Raw genomic sequence first — 17,698 nt, 5'->3', positions numbered from 1 at the left:
TGTGCGCGCTTTATATTCTGTCGTGCAGAAACTGCTCAAGCTGCTCCGGCCCCGTGCAGACAACGTCGGGATACGCTTCGGCTTTGGCGCAATGCGACTCCCAATTGTCTGCGTCGCACAGGCCGGTCAGCACAAGTATCGCCGGGCATCCGGCGTTGCGTGCGGCGGCTAGATCGGTATACGGATTGTCGCCGATCACCCAGGTCCCAGCCGGCGAAGTGCCGGAAATTCGCAGCGAATAATCCATCAATATGCGCGACGGCTTGCCTATGACGATCGGTTCGATGCCGACCGCTGCCTGCAGCGTCGCTCCGATGCTCCCAGCGCCGGGCAGAAAACCGCCGTCCACCGGCAGCAATCGGTCGGGATTCGTCTGCACGAACGCCGCTCCGCCGAGCAAATGACGGACGGCTTCCGTCAGCCGATCGTAAGTAAGCTGGCGATCAAGTCCCTGCACGACGACGTCCGCCGTCTCGCCGTTCCCGACCAGTCGGAGGCCTGCGTCTTGCAGCGCCTCCTTCAGCCCTTTCTCGCCGATCGCATAAGCGGCGGCTCCCGGGTAGTTCGACCGGGCGTAATCGGCGGCGGCCATCGCCGAAGTGACGATTCGTTCCACAGGCGCCTCGACGCCCATCATCTCTAAGTGTTCCGCTACTTCGCCGGGCGTACGCGTCGAATTGTTCGTCACGAACAAACTTAGCATGCCCCGGCTTTGCAATCCGGCGATTAGCCTGCCCGCTCCCGGCACCGGCTCGTGCCCGCGGTACAACGTCCCGTCTAGATCAAACAGGAGCGCCTCGGGTTTGGCGAATTCGTCCAGCGGTTTAAGTATTCGTATCAATGCCGTCTAACTTCCTTTCGTCGCGCGACACTTTGTTCCTCAGTCTCGCTATTCTATGCTGCAATGCCGCCCTTTCCGCATCGCGCTTGGCTTTGTCCCGCGCCAGCACGCCGCGTCGGACGGCCAGCTCCAGCGCTTTCTCGGCATAAGTTAGCGCCATCAATAATTGCTTGTCTCGATGCTCGTAATACATCGCCAGTTCGACATGCGCTTCGATTGCAGGCGCCGCGGCTTCCTCAGCCGCGTCCGCAAACTTGCGCCAGAGCGGAAGCGCCCGCTCTAAGCGGCCCGCCTTCTTGTATCTGGCCGCCAGCGGCAGACGCCAGCCCGCTTCTCCGGCCTCTTCCCGTTCCGTCAGCCTCTCAAACAGCCTTTCGGCCACTTCAGTTAAACCGTGCTGTTCCAGCCATGCGGCGGTACGAAACAGCTCTTCGCTTTCCATTGACGCTTCCTCGTCGCCCTCTCCGTCCAGTAGGCGGCCAAAATGAACGGATAGCGAAGCCAGCGTCAAAATATCTTTCTCGTTATGCGCGTATACGCCATGAAGATGCTCCGGGTTGCCGTCGCTCAAATATTGAAAATAAAGCGTCGGCGCGAGCGAGCCGGGTACATCCTCTTCCCTGCGCACACCTAGTCTCGCCTCCTCCACCGCGCTAAGTCTGCATGAAGGCAGCGTTTTGCGCCACAGCGCTCGTGAAGGGTGCAGGAAATCGAGATGGCCCGGCGGTTGACCGCTCTTGCGCCAGCCGTTCAAAATAAAGCGGTTGGCGAGCACCGGCCAATCGAACGTACGGCCGTTGTAGGAGACGAGATGCGACTTGTCCTTCATCCGTTCGAGCAAATAAGTGAGCATTGCTCGCTCCTCGCCCGGATGCCGGATAACCGCCTGCTCGACGATAAAAGCGTTGCCCGCATAGTAGCCGAAACCGACCATAAACGGCACGTTGCCCGTTCCGACGCCCAGCCCGGTCGTCTCCGTATCCAGAAACAGCAAGCGGTACGGATCGACCGGCACGCTTCCGCCGTTCTGGCGCTCGGCGATCGGCTGCAGGCTTCCCGCCCGCGTTAGCAGCTCGCCAAGCTCGTGCTTGCCGTGCCTGAAGGGCAGCGGGTAAGCGATGCGGCGCAGCAGGAACGGCCCCGCCTCGTTCTTCGCCAGCTCGACGCCGATCGCGCCGAAGCCTGTCGGCAGCTCGGGCTGCAGCGTCTCGGCCGGAGGCGCGCTCTTAGGCGCGGGCGCTTCCGGCGAGGACGCGCCGCGCAGACGATTCAGCTTGTCCCGCAACCCGCTCATGACTTCGTCCCCTGCAGCAGCGACATCGCCAGCTCCTTGCCGAGCAAACCGACTTCCTCGATCGGCCCCACGCAAGCCGGGCAGCCGCTTAGGCAGCCGCAGCCGCGAATAAGGCGCTCAGCCTCCTCCAGCAGCTCGCCGTGCTTCTCATAGAGCCGCTGGCTCAAACCGATGCCGCCGGGATAACGATCGTAGAAATAGATCGTCGGCCGCTTCGTATGCGTCGCCTTCACCTGCGGTACGACGCGGATGTCCAGCGGATCGCACATCAAGTGGAGCGGCGCAAGGTGAATAAGCACGTTTGCCAGCCCGAGCAGCGCCATCTGCATGTCGTTGGCGCTTCGTTTAGCCGATTCCTCCTCCGAGAACGAGAACCAGTAACCGCTCGTATGTAAAATTTCCTCGGGCAAATGGATCGGCCCGGAACCGATGTTCTCATGCGTCCGCAGTCTGATTTTCTTGAAAATCGTCGGCTTGGCCATGACCGTAACTTCGCCGAACTGCCGCTGCAGCGGGCCGGACGTCGCCTCGAGATCGACGTGCAGTACCTTCAGCTCAACCGCCATGCTCGCATCGGTAAAATAGTCCACGTTCACTTCGCGCACATAAGCTTTTTTCTCCGGATAGTCCAGCTTCTCGACCTGATACTGCACCCCTTCGTGCAGGTAAATCGCTTCCTCATGGATAAGCGTCGGCGCGCCGAAGCGATCCACCTCGCCGATGACGCGATGCCCTTCCGTCTGGTCGATGATGACGAAGTTTTCCTGCGCCGCCGACCGCAGCGAAATATTATGGGCCGGAAAAGCCTGCTCCATCCAATACCAACGAGAGCCGACCTTATGCAGCACCTTCTCCTCGGTCAGAAATTCCAACAAGTCCGTCAGCTTCTCGCCCCCGAACGAATCTCCTTCCTCGAACGGAAGCTCGTACGCGGCGCACTTCAGATGATCCAGCAAAATCAGCAAATTATCGGGATGAATGCGGGCCTCCTCCGGCGGACGGCCGAGAAAATAATCCGGATTCTGGATCAAGTATTGATCGAGCGGATTGCTGCTGGCGACGAGGAACGTCACTGAGCTCGTCTGCCTTCGGCCCGCGCGGCCCGATTGCTGCCAGGTGCTGGCGATCGTGCCGGGATACCCGTTAAGCACGCACGCTTGAAGCTGTCCGATGTCGATGCCCAGCTCCAGCGCGTTCGTGCTGACGACGCCGCGAATCTCGCCGCTGCGCAGACCGCGCTCGATTTCCCGGCGCAGCTTGGGCAAATATCCCCCGCGGTAGCCGCGAATCGTCTTGGAGCCCAGCTCATGCTTCACCGTCTCCTGAAGATAGGTGAGCAAAATTTCCACGCGGACGCGGCTGCGCGCGAACACGATCGTCTGTATGCCGCTCTTCAGAAGCAGCGCGGCCAGCTTCTGCGATTCGAGCACGCTGCTTCTGCGGATGCCGAGCTGCTTGTTGACGACTGGCGGGTTGTAGAACACCATATGCTTCTCGCCTGTAGGCGCCCCGTTGTCGTCCACGAGCGCGACTTCCTCTCCGATCAACCGTTCCGCGTGCTCGCGCGGATTGCGGATCGTCGCCGAGGCGCACAGAAACTGCGGCTCGCTGCCGTAGAAACGGCAAATCCGCTTTAGCCTTCGAATGACGTTGGCCACATGACTGCCGAAAACGCCGCGATAGGCATGGACCTCGTCGATGACGATATATTTGATATTTTCGAATAGCTTAACCCACTTCGTGTGATGGGGCAATATTGCCGAATGCAGCATGTCCGGATTGGTCACGACGATATGTCCGGCGTTGCGGATCGCCTGCCGTACCGTCGGCGGCGTATCGCCGTCGTAGGTATGCGTCTTGATGTCCGCTTCCATCAAGTTGGCGAGCTCCTGAAGCTCCGCTACTTGGTCTTGCGCAAGCGCCTTGGTCGGAAACAAGTACAGCGCTCTGGCGCTGTCGTCCTCAAGCAGCCGCTGTACGACAGGCAGGTTGTAGCAAAGCGTCTTCCCCGACGCGGTCGGCGTGACGGTAACGACGTGGCGGCCGGACGCCACCTCCCTGAACGATGCGGCCTGATGCGTGTAGAGCTGCGCAATGCCCTTGTGTCTCAGCGCTTCGACCAGCTTCGGATGAATGGAGGAGGGCAGCGCAGCCGTACGCGCCGGCCGCGCCGGCTCGGTATGCCAGAACGTGACGTTATCCATCAGCTCCGGTCGGCTTCTGAGCAGGTCCAGCCATTCTTCCACGGACTCCGCTTTTTGCGTATACGGATTCATGGCATTTCTCCTAAAAACGATATAGATCTATTGTACAGAATACATGTTCGTGCGGCAATAACCGGATACGCCCATCGTTCGACAAATCGGTCTCCGGCAAGGACGGTCAGTCTCCCCGATTCGCAACGAACGGGCTAGTTGCGACATTTCCTGTCGTCTCCTGCGCTTTCCCGGGAAAGTATGATTTCCCGCCGTTGCAAGGCGCAAGGGGCTGTCCCCTAGTAAGCGATGTATTATTTTCAGAGGGGGACAATTAGCAATTGAACGGAATAGCGCAGAAAAATCAAACCCCGGCGCAAGGCGGCTGTTTTCCGCTTCGCGTCGGGGTTCTAGGGCGTGTATGCATACACGTCCTAGCGATCAGGCTTTCTCGACGTTGAAATATTGCGCCTCAGGATGAGCGAACACCATCGCCGATACGCTTGCCTCCGGCTCCATCATGAATCCTTCGGTCAGCTCCACGCCGATGTCCTCAGGTTTCATCAGCGCGAACAGCGGCCCTTGATCCTCCAGGTCCGGGCAGGCCGGGTAACCGAACGATACGCGAATGCCCTGATAACGAGCGCCGAAACGCTTCTTCATCGTCATATCTGCCGAATCCGGGAAGCCCCAGATGTCCCTCATCATATGATGCACGCGCTCCGCCAAGCCTTCCGCCACTTCAAGCGCAGTAGCCAGCAGAGCGTGAGAGCGCAAGTAGTCACCGCTGTCCTTCCACGCCTCGGCTTGCTCGCGGGCGCCCTGGCCTGCGGTGACGACGAGGAAACCGACATGATCCATCACGCCGCTGTCCACAGACTTCAAGAAATCCGCCAGACACAGGAACGGCTCCACCTGCTGACGCGGGAACGAGAAGCGCTGCAGCACCTTCGTCGTATCGGCCGGATCGTAGACCAAAATATCGTTGCCGTCGGACTGCGCCGGGAAAAACCGGTACATCGCCTGCGGATTCAACCAGCCTTTCGCTTGCGACTGCTTCAGAATATCGTCGACCGTCTCCTTCAGGTTAACGGTTCTCTCGTCTCCGGCAGCAAGCAAATCGTCCACATTGCCTTTCAAGCCGAGATGGTGGCCGAGCAGCATCTGCATGTTGACGTAAGGCATCACATGCGAGATCGGATAATCGCGCAGCACATGGCGGTCATGATCGGGCGGTACGAATACCGGCGCGTCCTGCGAAATGCTGGAGCGACGTACGCGCGACGCTTCGGGCAGCTCCTTCGCCGGCTTGTCGGCTTCTTCCGCCAGCTTCGCCTGCGCGGCCCAGTGCTCCTCGATAATTCGCGCTCGATGGCCGGGATCGCTCAACTTGTTCGCCAAGTCTAGCCCTTCCATCGCGTCCTTCGCATACAGCACGACGCCTTCATACTCGGGCGCGATGCGGTTTTTCGTAAACTTCCGCGTCAGCGCCGCGCCGCCGACGAGAATCGGCGCATCGATGCCGGCGCTGCGCAAGTCCTGCGCGGTGACGACCATCTGCTGCGCGGATTTAACGAGCAGGCCGGACAATCCGATCGCATCGGGATTTTCCCTGCGCACGGCTTCGACGATTTGATCCGGCGGCACTTTAATGCCGAGATTCACGATCTGATAACCGTTGTTGGACAAAATGATCTCGACGAGGTTTTTGCCGATATCATGCACATCGCCCTTAACGGTAGCGAGCAGAATTTTTCCTTTAACAGCGGATTCGTTCTTCTCCATGTGCGGCTCAAGCTGCGCTACGGAGGCCTTCATTACCTCCGCACTCTGCAGCACCTCGGCTACGATCAGCTCGTTGTTGTTGAACAGACGGCCAACCTCGGTCATTCCCGCCATGAGCGGTCCGTTAATAATATCGAGCGGCGCGTATTTCTGCAGCGCTTCGTCGAGGTCCGGCGCAAGGCCTTCCTTGCTGCCTTCCACAACGTAGTTGGCGAGCCGTTCCTCCAGCGTCAAGTTCTCGACTTTGACCTTCTTCTCGATCTTTTTGTCGCGGAAAGCGGCTACGAATGCGGCAAGCGTCTCGTCGTTCGTATCGTACAGCAGTTGTTCGGACAGCTTGCGCTCGTGTTCGGGAATGGAGGCGTAGCGCTCCAGCTTCTCCGTGTTGACGATCGCGTAATCCAGGCCGGCTTTCGTACACTCGTACAGGAAGACGGAGTTGAGCACCTCGCGCCCGGCTTCCGGCAAGCCGAACGAGATATTGCTAATGCCGAGAATCGTCTGGCAGGCGGGCAGTGCTTGCTTAATTAGCCGAATGCCCTCGATCGTCTCCTTCGCAGAACCGATATACTGTTCGTCTCCTGTGCCGACAGGGAAAACAAGCGGATCGAAAATGAGGTCCTCCGCCTGCAACCCGTACTTGTTCACCAGCAGATCATGCGAGCGAATCGCCACATCCCGCTTGTCCTCGCGCGAAATCGCCTGGCCTCTCTCATCGATGGTACCGACAACGACCGCCGCGCCGTACCGGTGCAAAATCGGCACGACCTTCTCGAACTTCTCCTCGCCGTCTTCAAGGTTAATGGAATTAATAATCGATTTGCCTTGAATATATTTCAGCGCCAGATCGATGACCGCCGCATCCGTCGTATCGACCATGAACGGCACCTTGACCTTCTTCGTCACGAAGTCCAGAAACTGTTTCATATCGGCCGTTTCGTCGCGGTCCGGGTCCTGTACGCAAATATCGATGACATGCGCCCCTGTCTTCACTTGCGCTCTGGCGACTTCCGAGGCTTCCTCGTACTTGCCCTCGGCGATAAGGCGCTTGAATTTACGCGAGCCGAGCACGTTCGTCCGCTCTCCGACCATATACGGACGATTGTCGTTCTCGATATAAACCGTATCGATGCCGGATACCGCCGGCGGATGCTCGCCTTCGATTTTCCGCGGAGCGATATCCTTCATCGCATCGGCCATCGCTGCGATATGCGCAGGAGTCGTTCCGCAGCAGCCACCGGCGACGTTCAGCCAGCCTTGCTCCGCGAACCCGCGCAGCTTCTTGGCTAGAGAGTCCGGCGATTCATGGTAGTGTCCGTTCTCGTCGGGCAATCCTGCGTTCGGGTAGCAGCTGACAGCCGTCTTCGCAATCCCGGACAACGTACGGATATGATCGCGCATAAACTCCGGCCCGGTCGCACAGTTCAACCCCATTGACACAGGCTTCAGATGCTCCAGCGAAATATAGAAAGATTCGATATTTTGACCCGCCAGCGTCGTTCCCATCGGCTCGATTGTTCCGCTGATCATAATCGGCAGCTCGCGCCCCATCTTCTTAAACGCTTCGCGCACGCCAATGCTCGCCGCTTTCACGTTAAGCGTGTCCTGGCACGTCTCGATCAGAATGCAATCCACTCCGCCCTCCATAAGAGCGACGACCTGATCCAGATAGTCCTGAATCAGTTGATCGAACGTAACGCCTCCCGTAACGGACAGCGTTTTGGTCGTCGGACCGAGCGCGCCTGCGGCGTAACGAGGTTTGTCAGGAGTCGAGTATTTCTCGCAAGCTTCTTTCGCCAGTCGGGCGGCGGCCAGATTAATCTCCCGAGCCTTCTCCGGAATATCGTACTCGGACAGCACGACAGCCGTCGAACCGAATGTATTCGTCTCGATAATGTCCGCGCCCGCTGCCAAATACCCTTCATGAATCGAACGGATCACGTCCGGCCTCGTCAATACAAGCAGTTCGTTGCAGCCTTCGAATTCTTCGCCTCCGAAATCCTCCGCCGTCAGATCCGCTTGCTGAATCATCGTACCCATTGCCCCGTCCAAAATAAGAATTCTGGAGCCCAGAGCCTCTTGCAGGGACGGTTTATTTTGCGTTAAAGTCATAATTGAGTCTCTTCCCCTGTCTGTCAAATCATTAAATTCTATAGTAACAGAATCCTCAGTGGACGGAAAGATACACATCGACAGGTTTACGGAATTGGACTATAATAAATTCATTAATTCACATTGGGAAAAGGGGAATTAACATGGCAGAAATTCGCATCCGCAACACGAATGAAAGAATTGCCGGCGAAGATGAGGTTCGTGCGTTTCTGACAAAGCAAAACGTACTTTACGAGCACTGGGATACGAGCAAGCTCCCTTCCGAGCTGAATGAGAAGTTTGTGCTTTCCGACGATGAGAAAGCCCAGCTCCTCTCCACTTACGACGCGGAAATTCGCGATCTTGCCGGACGTCGCGGCTATAAGGTGTGGGACATCGTCGCGCTCTCCGAAGCAACGCCGAACTTGCCCGAGCTGCTCAAAAAGTTCGAACAGGTGCACACGCATACGGAGGACGAGGTTCGCGCCATTACGGCCGGACGCGGCATTTTCATCATCAAGGGCGACGACGAGACCGGATACTTCGATGTCGAGCTGAGCGCCGGCGACGTCATCTCCGTTCCGGAAGGCCAACCGCATTTCTTCACCTTAATGGAAAATAAAGCGATCGTAGCGGTCCGTCTGTTTATTGAGCCGGCAGGCTGGGTGGCGGATCCGTTCGAAGATCCGACATTCGTAAAATAGATGCTAGATACGACGAAGGGCTATCCCTTGATCTTACGATCAGAGGGGATAGCCCTTATTTTCGTCGTGCCGTCTCTTACTTCGCCTAGGGCGTGTCTGCATACTCCGAGGGCAGCAGATTTGGCCGAATTTTCGTTCCATGCAAGGAACTTTTGTGAAGGCGTACTGGGGGTACGTCAAGCAAAAGTGACGAAGCAGGGGGCGAAAAGGTGGTGAAAGACGCCCCTGAGCGGGTTTGCGGACACGCCCTAGCGCTTGCAGGTGTTGAAGCCCATCACTCTATACATCAGACAGCTCCCGGCCAGTCCCGTCAGCAGCACCGCAAGCCCCAGCAAGCCGACGTATTTCACTCCGCCTTCCAGCAGGAAGAAGAGCGACAGCACGCCAAGGCCGACAAGAATGCGCAATACTCTATCGACGGTTCCCACGTTTTTCATTCCGATCCCTCCGCATGAAATAGTGAACTCTATTTCAGCTTAGGTGAAATCGGTCTCGTTCACCGTGACTAAGTCACTAAAAAACGCTTAGCGCGAATTTAATGTACGAATTAATTCTGGAAGCTCGGTCAAGCTCTCAATCTCGTAGGACGGAACGATATCGTCGTTGCGAACGGCCTCATGCCGATTAATCCACACCGATGTCATTCCAATCCGGTTAGCGCCGAGAATGTCTGTCGTAAACTTGTCCCCGATCATGACGCCCTCTTCCGCCGAAATTCCGATCTGCTCCATGGCATGCGCGAACAGTTTAGAGGAAGGTTTGCCTTCGCCAAAATTGCCGGAAATAACAATCGCATCGAAATAGGGAATCAGATCGGGCATTCCGTCCAGTTTTTCCTGTTGGAGATCCGGAGAACCGTTCGTCAGCAACAGCAGCTTGTACGACTTTTTCAGTTCTTCAAGCACTTCGAACGTTTCGTCGTACACATATTTGAGTTTTCTTCTCTGCGTCGGGAACATTTCCGCAAGCTGAGACCCTAGCCCGGGATTATCCACTCCGACCGCAGCCAACCCTTTCGTCCAGGCCGTCTGACGATAGCCGGGAGCGAGCTCTTGGAGCTTACGGAACATCGGATGCTCTCCGCGCTCGAATTTGCCCCACAACGCTTCAAACGGATTGATGCCGATCATCTGGGTGAATCCGAAAGTCTCATAAGTTTCGTACAATGCCCTTGCTTCGCGGCGCACGGCTGCTTCCAGCTCCTGCTCGTCCACTCCCGTCGCTTCGGCACCATATCGGCATGTAGACCGGAATGCTTCGCTTACGCTCCGATCGTCCCAAAGCAAAGTATCGTCCAAATCAAACAGCACCGCTTTAATCGACATTTCCGTTCCTCACTTTGTTTTAATCTCATAATCTACCCGGTTCACTTCCGCATACACTTTAAGCCGCTCGGCCATTCGGCTGATCGGATAACGGTTCATGATCTTGGAAAATACCCAGTTCGTTCCTTTGACGGATTCGATCAGGACATAACCGGGCTGAACGACGATTTTACGGATTTCCGACGGACGCAACGTCTTGTAGCCCGTAAATTTACGTGTCTCGAGCGTATCCCGACTCACAGCCAAATAGGGCCGCCTGAAATAGTAAAACACCGCAAGCAGAACGTAACACCCGATCGTCACCCAAAACAGCGTCGGATCCTGAAGGAATTTATCCGACCAGGGCTGCGACAACAAAATATAGAACAAAATCAACAATACTAACAGAGAAGGTATTACATAGTTCCGTCCCTGAAACCGGTCAATCTGCGGGGCATTGGCGGCAATCCCCTGTTTGCCTTCTTTTTTGCGCTTTTTGTTGATCTGCTTGGTGTTCTTCGTCACCATTCGTTCCCATGAGCGGGACATAACCTTCCTCCTCGTCACATTACGGACGACGCCCTGAACCTCTAGTTGTGTCGGAACTTCCTCCATCAGCTTGCGGTTCCCTCTGCGTCATCTTGCGGTTTCTTCCGACTGCATATCTATCGTTAATGCTTGATCTGGGGCTGATCGACGACCTCGATCCGATCCAGTTCTTGGCGGAAGTTGCTTTTGAATACCGACAAATATTGTTTGCGCAGACGGTCCCGTTCCGCGACCTCTTGCTCGCTTAAGCCTTCGCTCTTGCTCTTCCGGGATAATTCATTAATACGGTTAATCAACTGTTCCATCTCCATCGGTGTCTCACTCCCCTTTTCGCATCTTCTCTACTTTGCCACTTTCGCCGAGGGCTTGTCAAGAATCAATGCCTTGTCTGGACAAGCTTTGCTTAACCATCAAAAAAAAGACCGGCATAATGATTCGCCGATCTTTCTTGTATCCTCTATATCATCAAGTCAAGGCAATATATTCGCAGGAAAGATCAGCTCTTGTCCGCTCTGCAAAGCAGGAGAGGAAAGCCTGTTGCGCTCCATTAGAACATGGACTGCTTGGCGCGTATCGAGCGCAGGGTCCTTATAGGTACGGGCCAGCTCCCACAACGTATCTCCGCTGTCAACGGAAATTACGATTTCATCGTTCGAGGCAGGCGCCAACTCTCCGGTAGAAGCGAACGAGCGCATCAGCGTAAAGCCGCTGAATAGAAGCAGGAACGCCACGAGCACAAACAGCCCTCTGGCCGCTCTCCAATTCAAAGAGCCTTCCTTATTCTTCACATCGCGATTATATGTCATCTGAGCCGTGTTGTGTGCCTTCGTTGCAGAAATTGCTCCAGTAGAAACCCATGTATGAACCATTCCGCTCACCCCAAACATTTGTTCTGATCACATCGTAACACGAACACATGTTCATGTCAACGATTTCAGGAACGTTCGTTCTCTAGAACGAGTGTTTGTGCGAACTCGGGTTCTGTGCTATAATTTGTCATCATGAGCTATTTTAATAGGGAGGTTTTGGCGTGACCAAGATGTCCAGCCGACAAAATTCCATACTTGAATTTATTAAAACCGAAGTGCGTGAGAAGGGCTATCCTCCTTCCGTCCGCGAGATCGGCGAAGCGGTAGGACTCGCTTCCAGCTCTACCGTGCACGGTCACCTCGATCGCCTGGAGAAGAAAGGTCTGATTCGGCGCGATCCGACCAAACCCCGCGCGATCGAAATTCTTGGCGACGAAGACGATCAGATGCACAGACTTTCGGCTTCCGTTCGCACAGTCCCGCTTGTAGGCAAAGTAACGGCGGGAGTGCCCATTACGGCCACCGAGAACATCGAGGAGTATTACCCGCTTCCAATCTCCATGGTAGGAGAACAGCCGGTATTCATGCTGTCCGTCCAGGGCGAGAGTATGATCGAAGCGGGCATTCATAACGGAGATTACGTGATCGTGCGCCAGCAGCCGACCGCCGTGAACGGCGACATCGTCGTAGCGATGACGGAAGACAACGAAGCAACGGTCAAGACGTTCTACAAGGAACGCGACCACATTCGCCTGCAGCCGGAGAACGCCAGCATGGAGCCGCTTCGCCTCTCCAACGTCAGCATTCTTGGCAAGGTTATCGGCCTGATCCGCTCGCTTCACTAATACTTGGTGATGATTGGCGATCTCGAAGTGTTCGCATAGTACGAGAACAACTATACTTACGCATACGAAAGAACCTCACCCTCCATTTAAGCGGCGATTGAGGTTCTTTTTTTATGCGGGCTGTCCTCGACAGATGCAGCCCAAGAGCCTGAATCCTCGGCTATTTGATTTGATTCCACATATCGTCAAACTAAGTCGTTTGATGTAAAATGATGTGAACATGAAAATATAGCAAATCCCCCATCCGATGGGGAAGTCATCAGGTGATATTGTTGGATAAGATATTAAAAGGCTTGGCCATCGCTACATTTTTGACTGCTGTTATTGCCGGGTTTATTCAGGCAAACCAAACTGACAGCTATGTATCAGAATTCAGATGGGGCATTGCAGTTGCTTGGTGGATCAGCGGAGCTGTTTCCGGCATCGTCTTTTTTGCAATTGGCCTAATTCTGGAATACCAAAGCGAGATATTGCATCGCCTAAGAAACCTCGAGCACGAGGCGAACAAAAATGCCGGTCCTGCCCCTCGACTTGGAAATTCCAAAGCCAGCCTAGATAAACTGTCGGGCTTTAAGCTTTGATATGCAAATCCCCGCCTGGCCACTGGCAGTGCGGGATTTCTTAAATAGAATAGCCCGGGGGTCTAGGCCCCCGGGTTATTCATTATGGGCTTGTTAATCTCGCTGTTGGCAAAAATAAAAAATAAGGGGCGTTTCGGGGGCGACGATAGAATAACCGTCTTAAACCCCTTCCTGCCCCCAAACCTTAAATCTCCTAAACCCCTGATATTACAACAATCTTCCCAATTAATAATGCGTCAAATACTGATCCCGTTCCCATTGGTGAACCTGCGTCCGGTACATATCCCACTCGATTTCCTTCAGCTCGTAGAAGTGGCTGAGGGCGTGGTCGCCAAGCGCTTCGCAGATGATGTCGTCCCGCAACAGCTCGGACAGAGCTTCTTTTAGGTCGATTGGCAAGCTCGGGATACCTTCTTCGATCCGCTCCTCGTCGCTCATCACATAGATGTTGCGATCTACTGGAGGCGGCGTCGGCAGCTTGCTGCTGATTCCGTCAAGACCAGCCTTCAGCAAGGCGGCAAGTGTCAAATAAGGGTTTGCAGCCGGGTCCGGATTACGAACTTCAACCCGCGTGCTGAGGCCGCGGGACGCCGGAATGCGAATCATCGGGCTGCGATTGCTTGCGGACCAAGCGACGTAGCACGGAGCTTCGTAACCTGGAACCAGACGCTTATAGGAGTTGACCGTTGGATTCGTAATCGCCGCAAAGCCGCGCGCATGCTTCAAAATGCCGGTCATAAAATGACGGGCTTCCTCGCTTAAGCCCAGCTTGTCGCTCTGATCGTAGAACGCATTCTCGTTGCCTCTGAACAGCGACAGATGGCAGTGCATTCCCGACCCGTTCACGCCGAACAGCGGCTTGGGCATAAACGTCGCATGCAAGCCGTGCTGGCGCGCGATCGTCTTCACGACGAGCTTAAACGTCTGAATCTGGTCGGCCGCTTTGACGGCGGAAGCGTACTTGAAGTCGATCTCATGCTGCCCGGGAGCCACTTCATGGTGAGACGCTTCGATCTCGAAGCCCATCTCTTCCAGCGTAAGCACGATATCGCGACGGCAATTCTCGCCGAGATCCGTCGGAGCGAGATCGAAATAACCGCCCTGGTCGTTCACCTCCGCGGTCGGATAACCTTTATCGTCCGTCTGGAACAAGAAAAATTCCGGTTCAGGGCCAACGTTCATCGTCGTATAGCCCATTTTCTCGGCGTCCTCTAATGCACGCTTCAAGATTCCGCGAGGATCGCCTGCGAACGGAGTGCCGTCCGGCATGTAGATGTCGCAAATCAAGCGCGCGACCTTATTCTCGGTGACCCACGGAAACACGACCCAGGTACTGAGATCCGGATACAAGTACATATCCGATTCCTCTATGCGAACATATCCTTCGATCGAGGATCCGTCGAACATCATTTTGTTGTCGAGAGCTTTCTCCAGCTGGCTGAACGGAATCTCCACATTTTTGATCGAACCGAGCAAATCGGTGAATTGCAGTCGAATAAAACGAACGTTCTGTTCTTTGGCGATCCGAGTAATATCTTCACGTGTGTAGGTCATGACAGCCTCCTAAAGCGGATGAGTAATTACTTGTTCTTGTAAAACCGGGAGAGCTCCCCTTGAATCAGAGAAACCTGACCCGGACGCTTAGCCTGCAGCAATTCCTGCTTAAGCATCCGATGCAGCTGGGAATCGCTCAGCTCCCTCCGCTTTACCTCGGACACTTCGTTAATGATCGTGCCTTCGTTCTCGTTCTGACCGACCGGATTCATCACTTGTTTGATGCCCGCAATATTGACGCCCTTCTCGATCAGCGACTTGATTTCCATCAGTCGTTCGACGTCGTTAAAAGAAAACAATCGCTGATTGCCATCCGTACGGGCGGGTTGAATGAGCTCGTGCTGCTCGTAATAGCGAATTTGGCGGGCGGTCAGGTCGGTCAGCTTCATGACGATGCCAATCGGAAATAACGCCATATTTCTGCGAATCTCGTCACCCATCTCGTACCCAACCTTCCAGCTTGACTTTGAAATCACTTTCATTGTACCCGCGGCCCCAAAACGTGTCAAGGAATGTAAGGTTTCTGGAAGCGTTCATTTACAAAAATCCGCGTATGCGGAGCTCTTGCAGCGCCATCTTGACGGCAAACTTCACATGAGCGTAAGTCAACCCGCCTTGCATATAAGCAATGTACGGTTCGCGAACAGGAGCATCGGCAGACAGCTCCAAGCTGCCCCCCTGGATAAATGTCCCCGCCGCCATAATGACCGGGTGCTCGTAACCGGGCATGTCCCAAGGCTCAGGTACGACGTGCGCATCGACGGCCGCCGCCTTCTGGATCGCCTGCACGAAATGAATCAGAGGCTCCGCTCCCGCGAAATTGATCGCCTGGATCAGATCGGTTCGCGGATCGTCCCACCGCGGATGCGTCTCAAAGCCCAGCTTCGCAAAAATAGCTGAAGCAAATACGCTGCCCTTCACGGCTTGTCCGACAAGCAATGGAGCAAGGAATAGTCCCTGGTAGATCGATCGCGTCGTTCCAAGCATCGCTCCGACCTCCCCGCCGATTCCGGGAGCGGTCATCCGATACGCTGCCAGTTCCACCAGGCGCTGCCTGCCGGCAATATAACCGCCGCTGGCAGCCAAACCTCCGCCCGGGTTTTTGATCAAGGAGCCCGCAATCAAGTCGACGCCGACCTCTGTCGGCTCCTTCTCCTCGGTGAACTCCCCGTAGCAGTTATCCGCGAATACAATCGCGTCCGATTTCAGCTCCTTGAGGCGCGAAGCCATCGCGGCGATCTGCTCGATCGTGAACGACGGCCTCCAATCGTATCCGCGGGAACGTTGAATCGCGAACACCTTCGTTCGCTCGCTTGTCGCTGCGGCCACACCGTCCCAATCCACGCTGCCGTCCAGCAGCAGCGGCACGATTTTCGTCGTCACGCCCCAGTCCGCTAGCGAGCCAAGCCCGTCTCCGGGCTTGCCGATCACTTTGTGCAGCGTGTCGTAAGGACGCCCCGTGACGAACAGCAGCTCGTCTCCCGGTCTCAAGCAACCAAATAAAGCCGCCGAAATCGTATGCGTTCCCGATACGAGATGAGGTCTGACGATCGCGGCCTCCGCCCCAAAGACGTCGGCATAGACGAGATCCAACACTTCTCTTCCGCTGTCGTTGTAACCGTAGCCCGTGGACGTCGCGAAGTGAAAGTCGCTCACTCGATGTTTCTGGAATGCCCGGATGACCTTCCATTGGTTATTTTCCGCGACGCGGTCCAATTTGCGAAACGCGCCCTGAACCTGCTCCTCCGCCGCATCCTCCCATTGCTCCCATTGCTTTTCGAAATCCGCGATCTCAGCTGCCTGCATAATGCTCCCCTTTATTTCCGCCAATGTGCTATTGTGTATGAAATACGCGATACTCCTCAAGCTCGCGTCCCGATCTTTCCATATCCGCCGGATTCAGCCGTACGGACAGAAGTAAATGCTCCTCGTCCGTTTCCTGCCCGGTTACTTCCCCGACCCGGTAAGCGAGCGACGCCAAATCCCCTCTAGACGCCGGAATTCTGAACGTCGCCATCTCCCCCAGTATCCGATCCTCAATCGACGCGCGCAACCGTGCCATATCCTCGGGATCAAAGGCGCTAACCCGAATCGCGTCGGCGCCGCCGATAAGAACTCGTTCCGATTGCTCAACCAACAGATCGATCTTGTTGAACACGGTCAGCGTCGGCTTGCCGCCCGCGCCAAGCTCGCGCAGCACGTCCTCTACGACCGCCATCTGACGCTCCCTCATCGGAGACGAAGAATCGACGACGTGCAGCAGGAGATCGGCTTGCGCCGCCTCCTCCAACGTCGCGCGGAACGCCGCAACCAGATCGTGCGGCAGATTCTGAATAAAGCCGACCGTATCCGTCAATACGACCGTCTTCCCGCTTGGCAGCTCCAAGCTGCGCGATGTCGGATCAAGCGTCGCGAACAGCTTGTTCTCGGCCAATACGTCCGCATCGGTTAACTGTCTTAGCAGGCTGGACTTGCCCGCATTCGTATAACCGACGAGAGCGACCTGCACGGCTCCGACCTTGCGCCTGCGCTCGCGGTGCAAATTACGGTGAGCCGTCACCGTCTCCAGCTGCCGCTTAAGCTCGGTAATCCGCCGCCGGATATGACGGCGGTCCGTCTCCAGCTTCGTCTCGCCGGGACCGCGCGTGCCGATTCCTCCGCCTAGCCTTGACAGGTTTTTGCCCTGCCCGGACAACCGAGGGAGGAGGTAGGTCAACTGGGCGAGCTCAACCTGAAGAATCCCTTCCCTTGTTTTGGCCCGTCCGGCAAAAATGTCGAGAATGAGCTGCGTACGATCGATAATTTTCAGATCCAGCGTCTCCTCCAGATTACGAACCTGAGTGCCGGTCAGCTCCTGGTCGAAGATCGCCGTCGTCGCACCGTCGCGCAGCGCGATGTCCCGAATTTCCTGGGCTTTGCCTTTGCCGACGTAATATTTGTTGTCCGGCGAGTCCAAATTCTGCATCACGGAACCGATGACTTCGACGCCAGCCGTCTCGGCCAATGAGGCCAGCTCTTCCAGCGAATGCTCAGGGTCCGCTCCGGATCTTTTTACCTCGTCCGTGACCAGACTGACGAGCAAAGCTCTCTCCAGGCCAGCCGCCTCCGTCTCGTATGCGCTTTGTCTCATCTGTGTCCCCTCATTC

16 protein-coding genes are annotated in these 17,698 nt (G+C 55.8%); 3 read left to right on the top strand and 13 right to left on the bottom strand.

Annotated features, from left to right (window positions below):
- Positions 1-10: 10 nt before the first annotated feature.
- The 4 genes from J4772_RS12190 to metH all read right to left on the bottom strand — a co-directional run bounded on the left by J4772_RS12190 (position 11) and on the right by metH (position 8,227).
- On the bottom strand, positions 11-841 hold the full coding sequence (locus J4772_RS12190; protein ID WP_247741076.1) for an HAD-IIA family hydrolase: 831 nt from the start codon (positions 839-841) through the stop codon (positions 11-13).
- Positions 825-2,135 carry a ribonuclease H-like domain-containing protein gene (locus J4772_RS12185; RefSeq protein WP_209075410.1) on the bottom strand — a complete coding sequence of 437 codons (1,311 nt, stop codon included), beginning with the start codon at positions 2,133-2,135 and terminating at the stop codon, positions 825-827. The genes J4772_RS12190 and J4772_RS12185 overlap by 17 nt, the downstream gene beginning before the upstream one ends.
- Positions 2,132-4,411, bottom strand: coding sequence for a DEAD/DEAH box helicase (locus J4772_RS12180; RefSeq protein ID WP_209075409.1), 2,280 nt, complete (start codon positions 4,409-4,411; stop codon positions 2,132-2,134). The genes J4772_RS12185 and J4772_RS12180 overlap by 4 nt, the downstream gene beginning before the upstream one ends.
- Positions 4,412-4,771: 360 nt before the next feature.
- Positions 4,772-8,227 (bottom strand): methionine synthase, encoded by a 3,456-nt coding sequence (gene metH / locus J4772_RS12175; protein ID WP_209075408.1) that lies wholly within the window; start codon positions 8,225-8,227, stop codon positions 4,772-4,774.
- Positions 8,228-8,370: 143 nt separating this feature from the next.
- Here metH and J4772_RS12170 point away from each other — a divergent pair, with 143 nt between their 5' ends.
- A complete protein-coding gene (locus J4772_RS12170; RefSeq protein ID WP_209075407.1) occupies positions 8,371-8,910 on the top strand; it encodes a 1,2-dihydroxy-3-keto-5-methylthiopentene dioxygenase in 540 nt (179 codons plus the stop codon).
- A 248-nt stretch (positions 8,911-9,158) separates the two neighbouring features.
- On the opposite strand, the gene J4772_RS12165 is transcribed toward J4772_RS12170, so the two are convergent.
- The 5 genes from J4772_RS12165 to J4772_RS12145 form a co-directional block, all read right to left on the bottom strand.
- Positions 9,159-9,347 carry a YgaP family membrane protein gene (locus J4772_RS12165; RefSeq protein WP_116061094.1) on the bottom strand — a complete coding sequence of 63 codons (189 nt, stop codon included), beginning with the start codon at positions 9,345-9,347 and terminating at the stop codon, positions 9,159-9,161.
- An 87-nt stretch (positions 9,348-9,434) separates the two neighbouring features.
- The gene (locus J4772_RS12160) at positions 9,435-10,235 is read right to left on the bottom strand and encodes an HAD family hydrolase (protein ID WP_209075406.1); all 801 of its coding nucleotides are present in this window, start codon (positions 10,233-10,235) and stop codon (positions 9,435-9,437) included.
- 9 nt (positions 10,236-10,244) lie between these two features.
- Complete coding sequence (locus tag J4772_RS12155) at positions 10,245-10,763, bottom strand: hypothetical protein (RefSeq protein ID WP_116061092.1); 519 nt, start codon at positions 10,761-10,763, stop codon at positions 10,245-10,247.
- Positions 10,764-10,885: 122 nt separating this feature from the next.
- Positions 10,886-11,074, bottom strand: coding sequence for a DUF896 domain-containing protein (locus J4772_RS12150; RefSeq protein WP_116061091.1), 189 nt, complete (start codon positions 11,072-11,074; stop codon positions 10,886-10,888).
- A 159-nt stretch (positions 11,075-11,233) separates the two neighbouring features.
- A complete protein-coding gene (locus J4772_RS12145; protein WP_209075405.1) occupies positions 11,234-11,632 on the bottom strand; it encodes a LysM peptidoglycan-binding domain-containing protein in 399 nt (132 codons plus the stop codon).
- Positions 11,633-11,793: 161 nt separating this feature from the next.
- Between J4772_RS12145 and lexA the strand changes: the two genes are divergently transcribed.
- Complete coding sequence (gene lexA / locus J4772_RS12140) at positions 11,794-12,417, top strand: transcriptional repressor LexA (RefSeq protein ID WP_116061089.1); 624 nt, start codon at positions 11,794-11,796, stop codon at positions 12,415-12,417.
- 263 nt (positions 12,418-12,680) lie between these two features.
- The gene (locus J4772_RS12135; RefSeq protein WP_209075404.1) at positions 12,681-12,998 is read left to right on the top strand and encodes a hypothetical protein; all 318 of its coding nucleotides are present in this window, start codon (positions 12,681-12,683) and stop codon (positions 12,996-12,998) included.
- Positions 12,999-13,223: 225 nt separating this feature from the next.
- On the opposite strand, the gene glnA is transcribed toward J4772_RS12135, so the two are convergent.
- The 4 genes from glnA to hflX all read right to left on the bottom strand — a co-directional run bounded on the left by glnA (position 13,224) and on the right by hflX (position 17,682).
- The gene (glnA, locus tag J4772_RS12130; protein WP_116061088.1) at positions 13,224-14,552 is read right to left on the bottom strand and encodes a type I glutamate--ammonia ligase; all 1,329 of its coding nucleotides are present in this window, start codon (positions 14,550-14,552) and stop codon (positions 13,224-13,226) included.
- A gap of 26 nt (positions 14,553-14,578) precedes the next feature.
- Positions 14,579-14,992, bottom strand: a complete 414-nt coding sequence (locus J4772_RS12125; protein WP_116061087.1) for a MerR family transcriptional regulator — start codon at positions 14,990-14,992, stop codon at positions 14,579-14,581.
- A 97-nt stretch (positions 14,993-15,089) separates the two neighbouring features.
- Positions 15,090-16,358, bottom strand: coding sequence for a methionine gamma-lyase family protein (locus tag J4772_RS12120; protein WP_209075403.1), 1,269 nt, complete (start codon positions 16,356-16,358; stop codon positions 15,090-15,092).
- Positions 16,359-16,386: 28 nt separating this feature from the next.
- Positions 16,387-17,682, bottom strand: a complete 1,296-nt coding sequence (gene hflX, locus J4772_RS12115; protein WP_209075402.1) for a GTPase HflX — start codon at positions 17,680-17,682, stop codon at positions 16,387-16,389.
- Positions 17,683-17,698 lie beyond the last annotated feature (16 nt).

Origin of the sequence: Cohnella sp. LGH, from assembly GCF_017671885.1 — a bacterium.
Classification (GTDB): Bacteria; Bacillota; Bacilli; order Paenibacillales; family Paenibacillaceae; genus Cohnella; species Cohnella phaseoli.
This window is presented reverse-complemented; position numbering and strand designations above follow the sequence as displayed.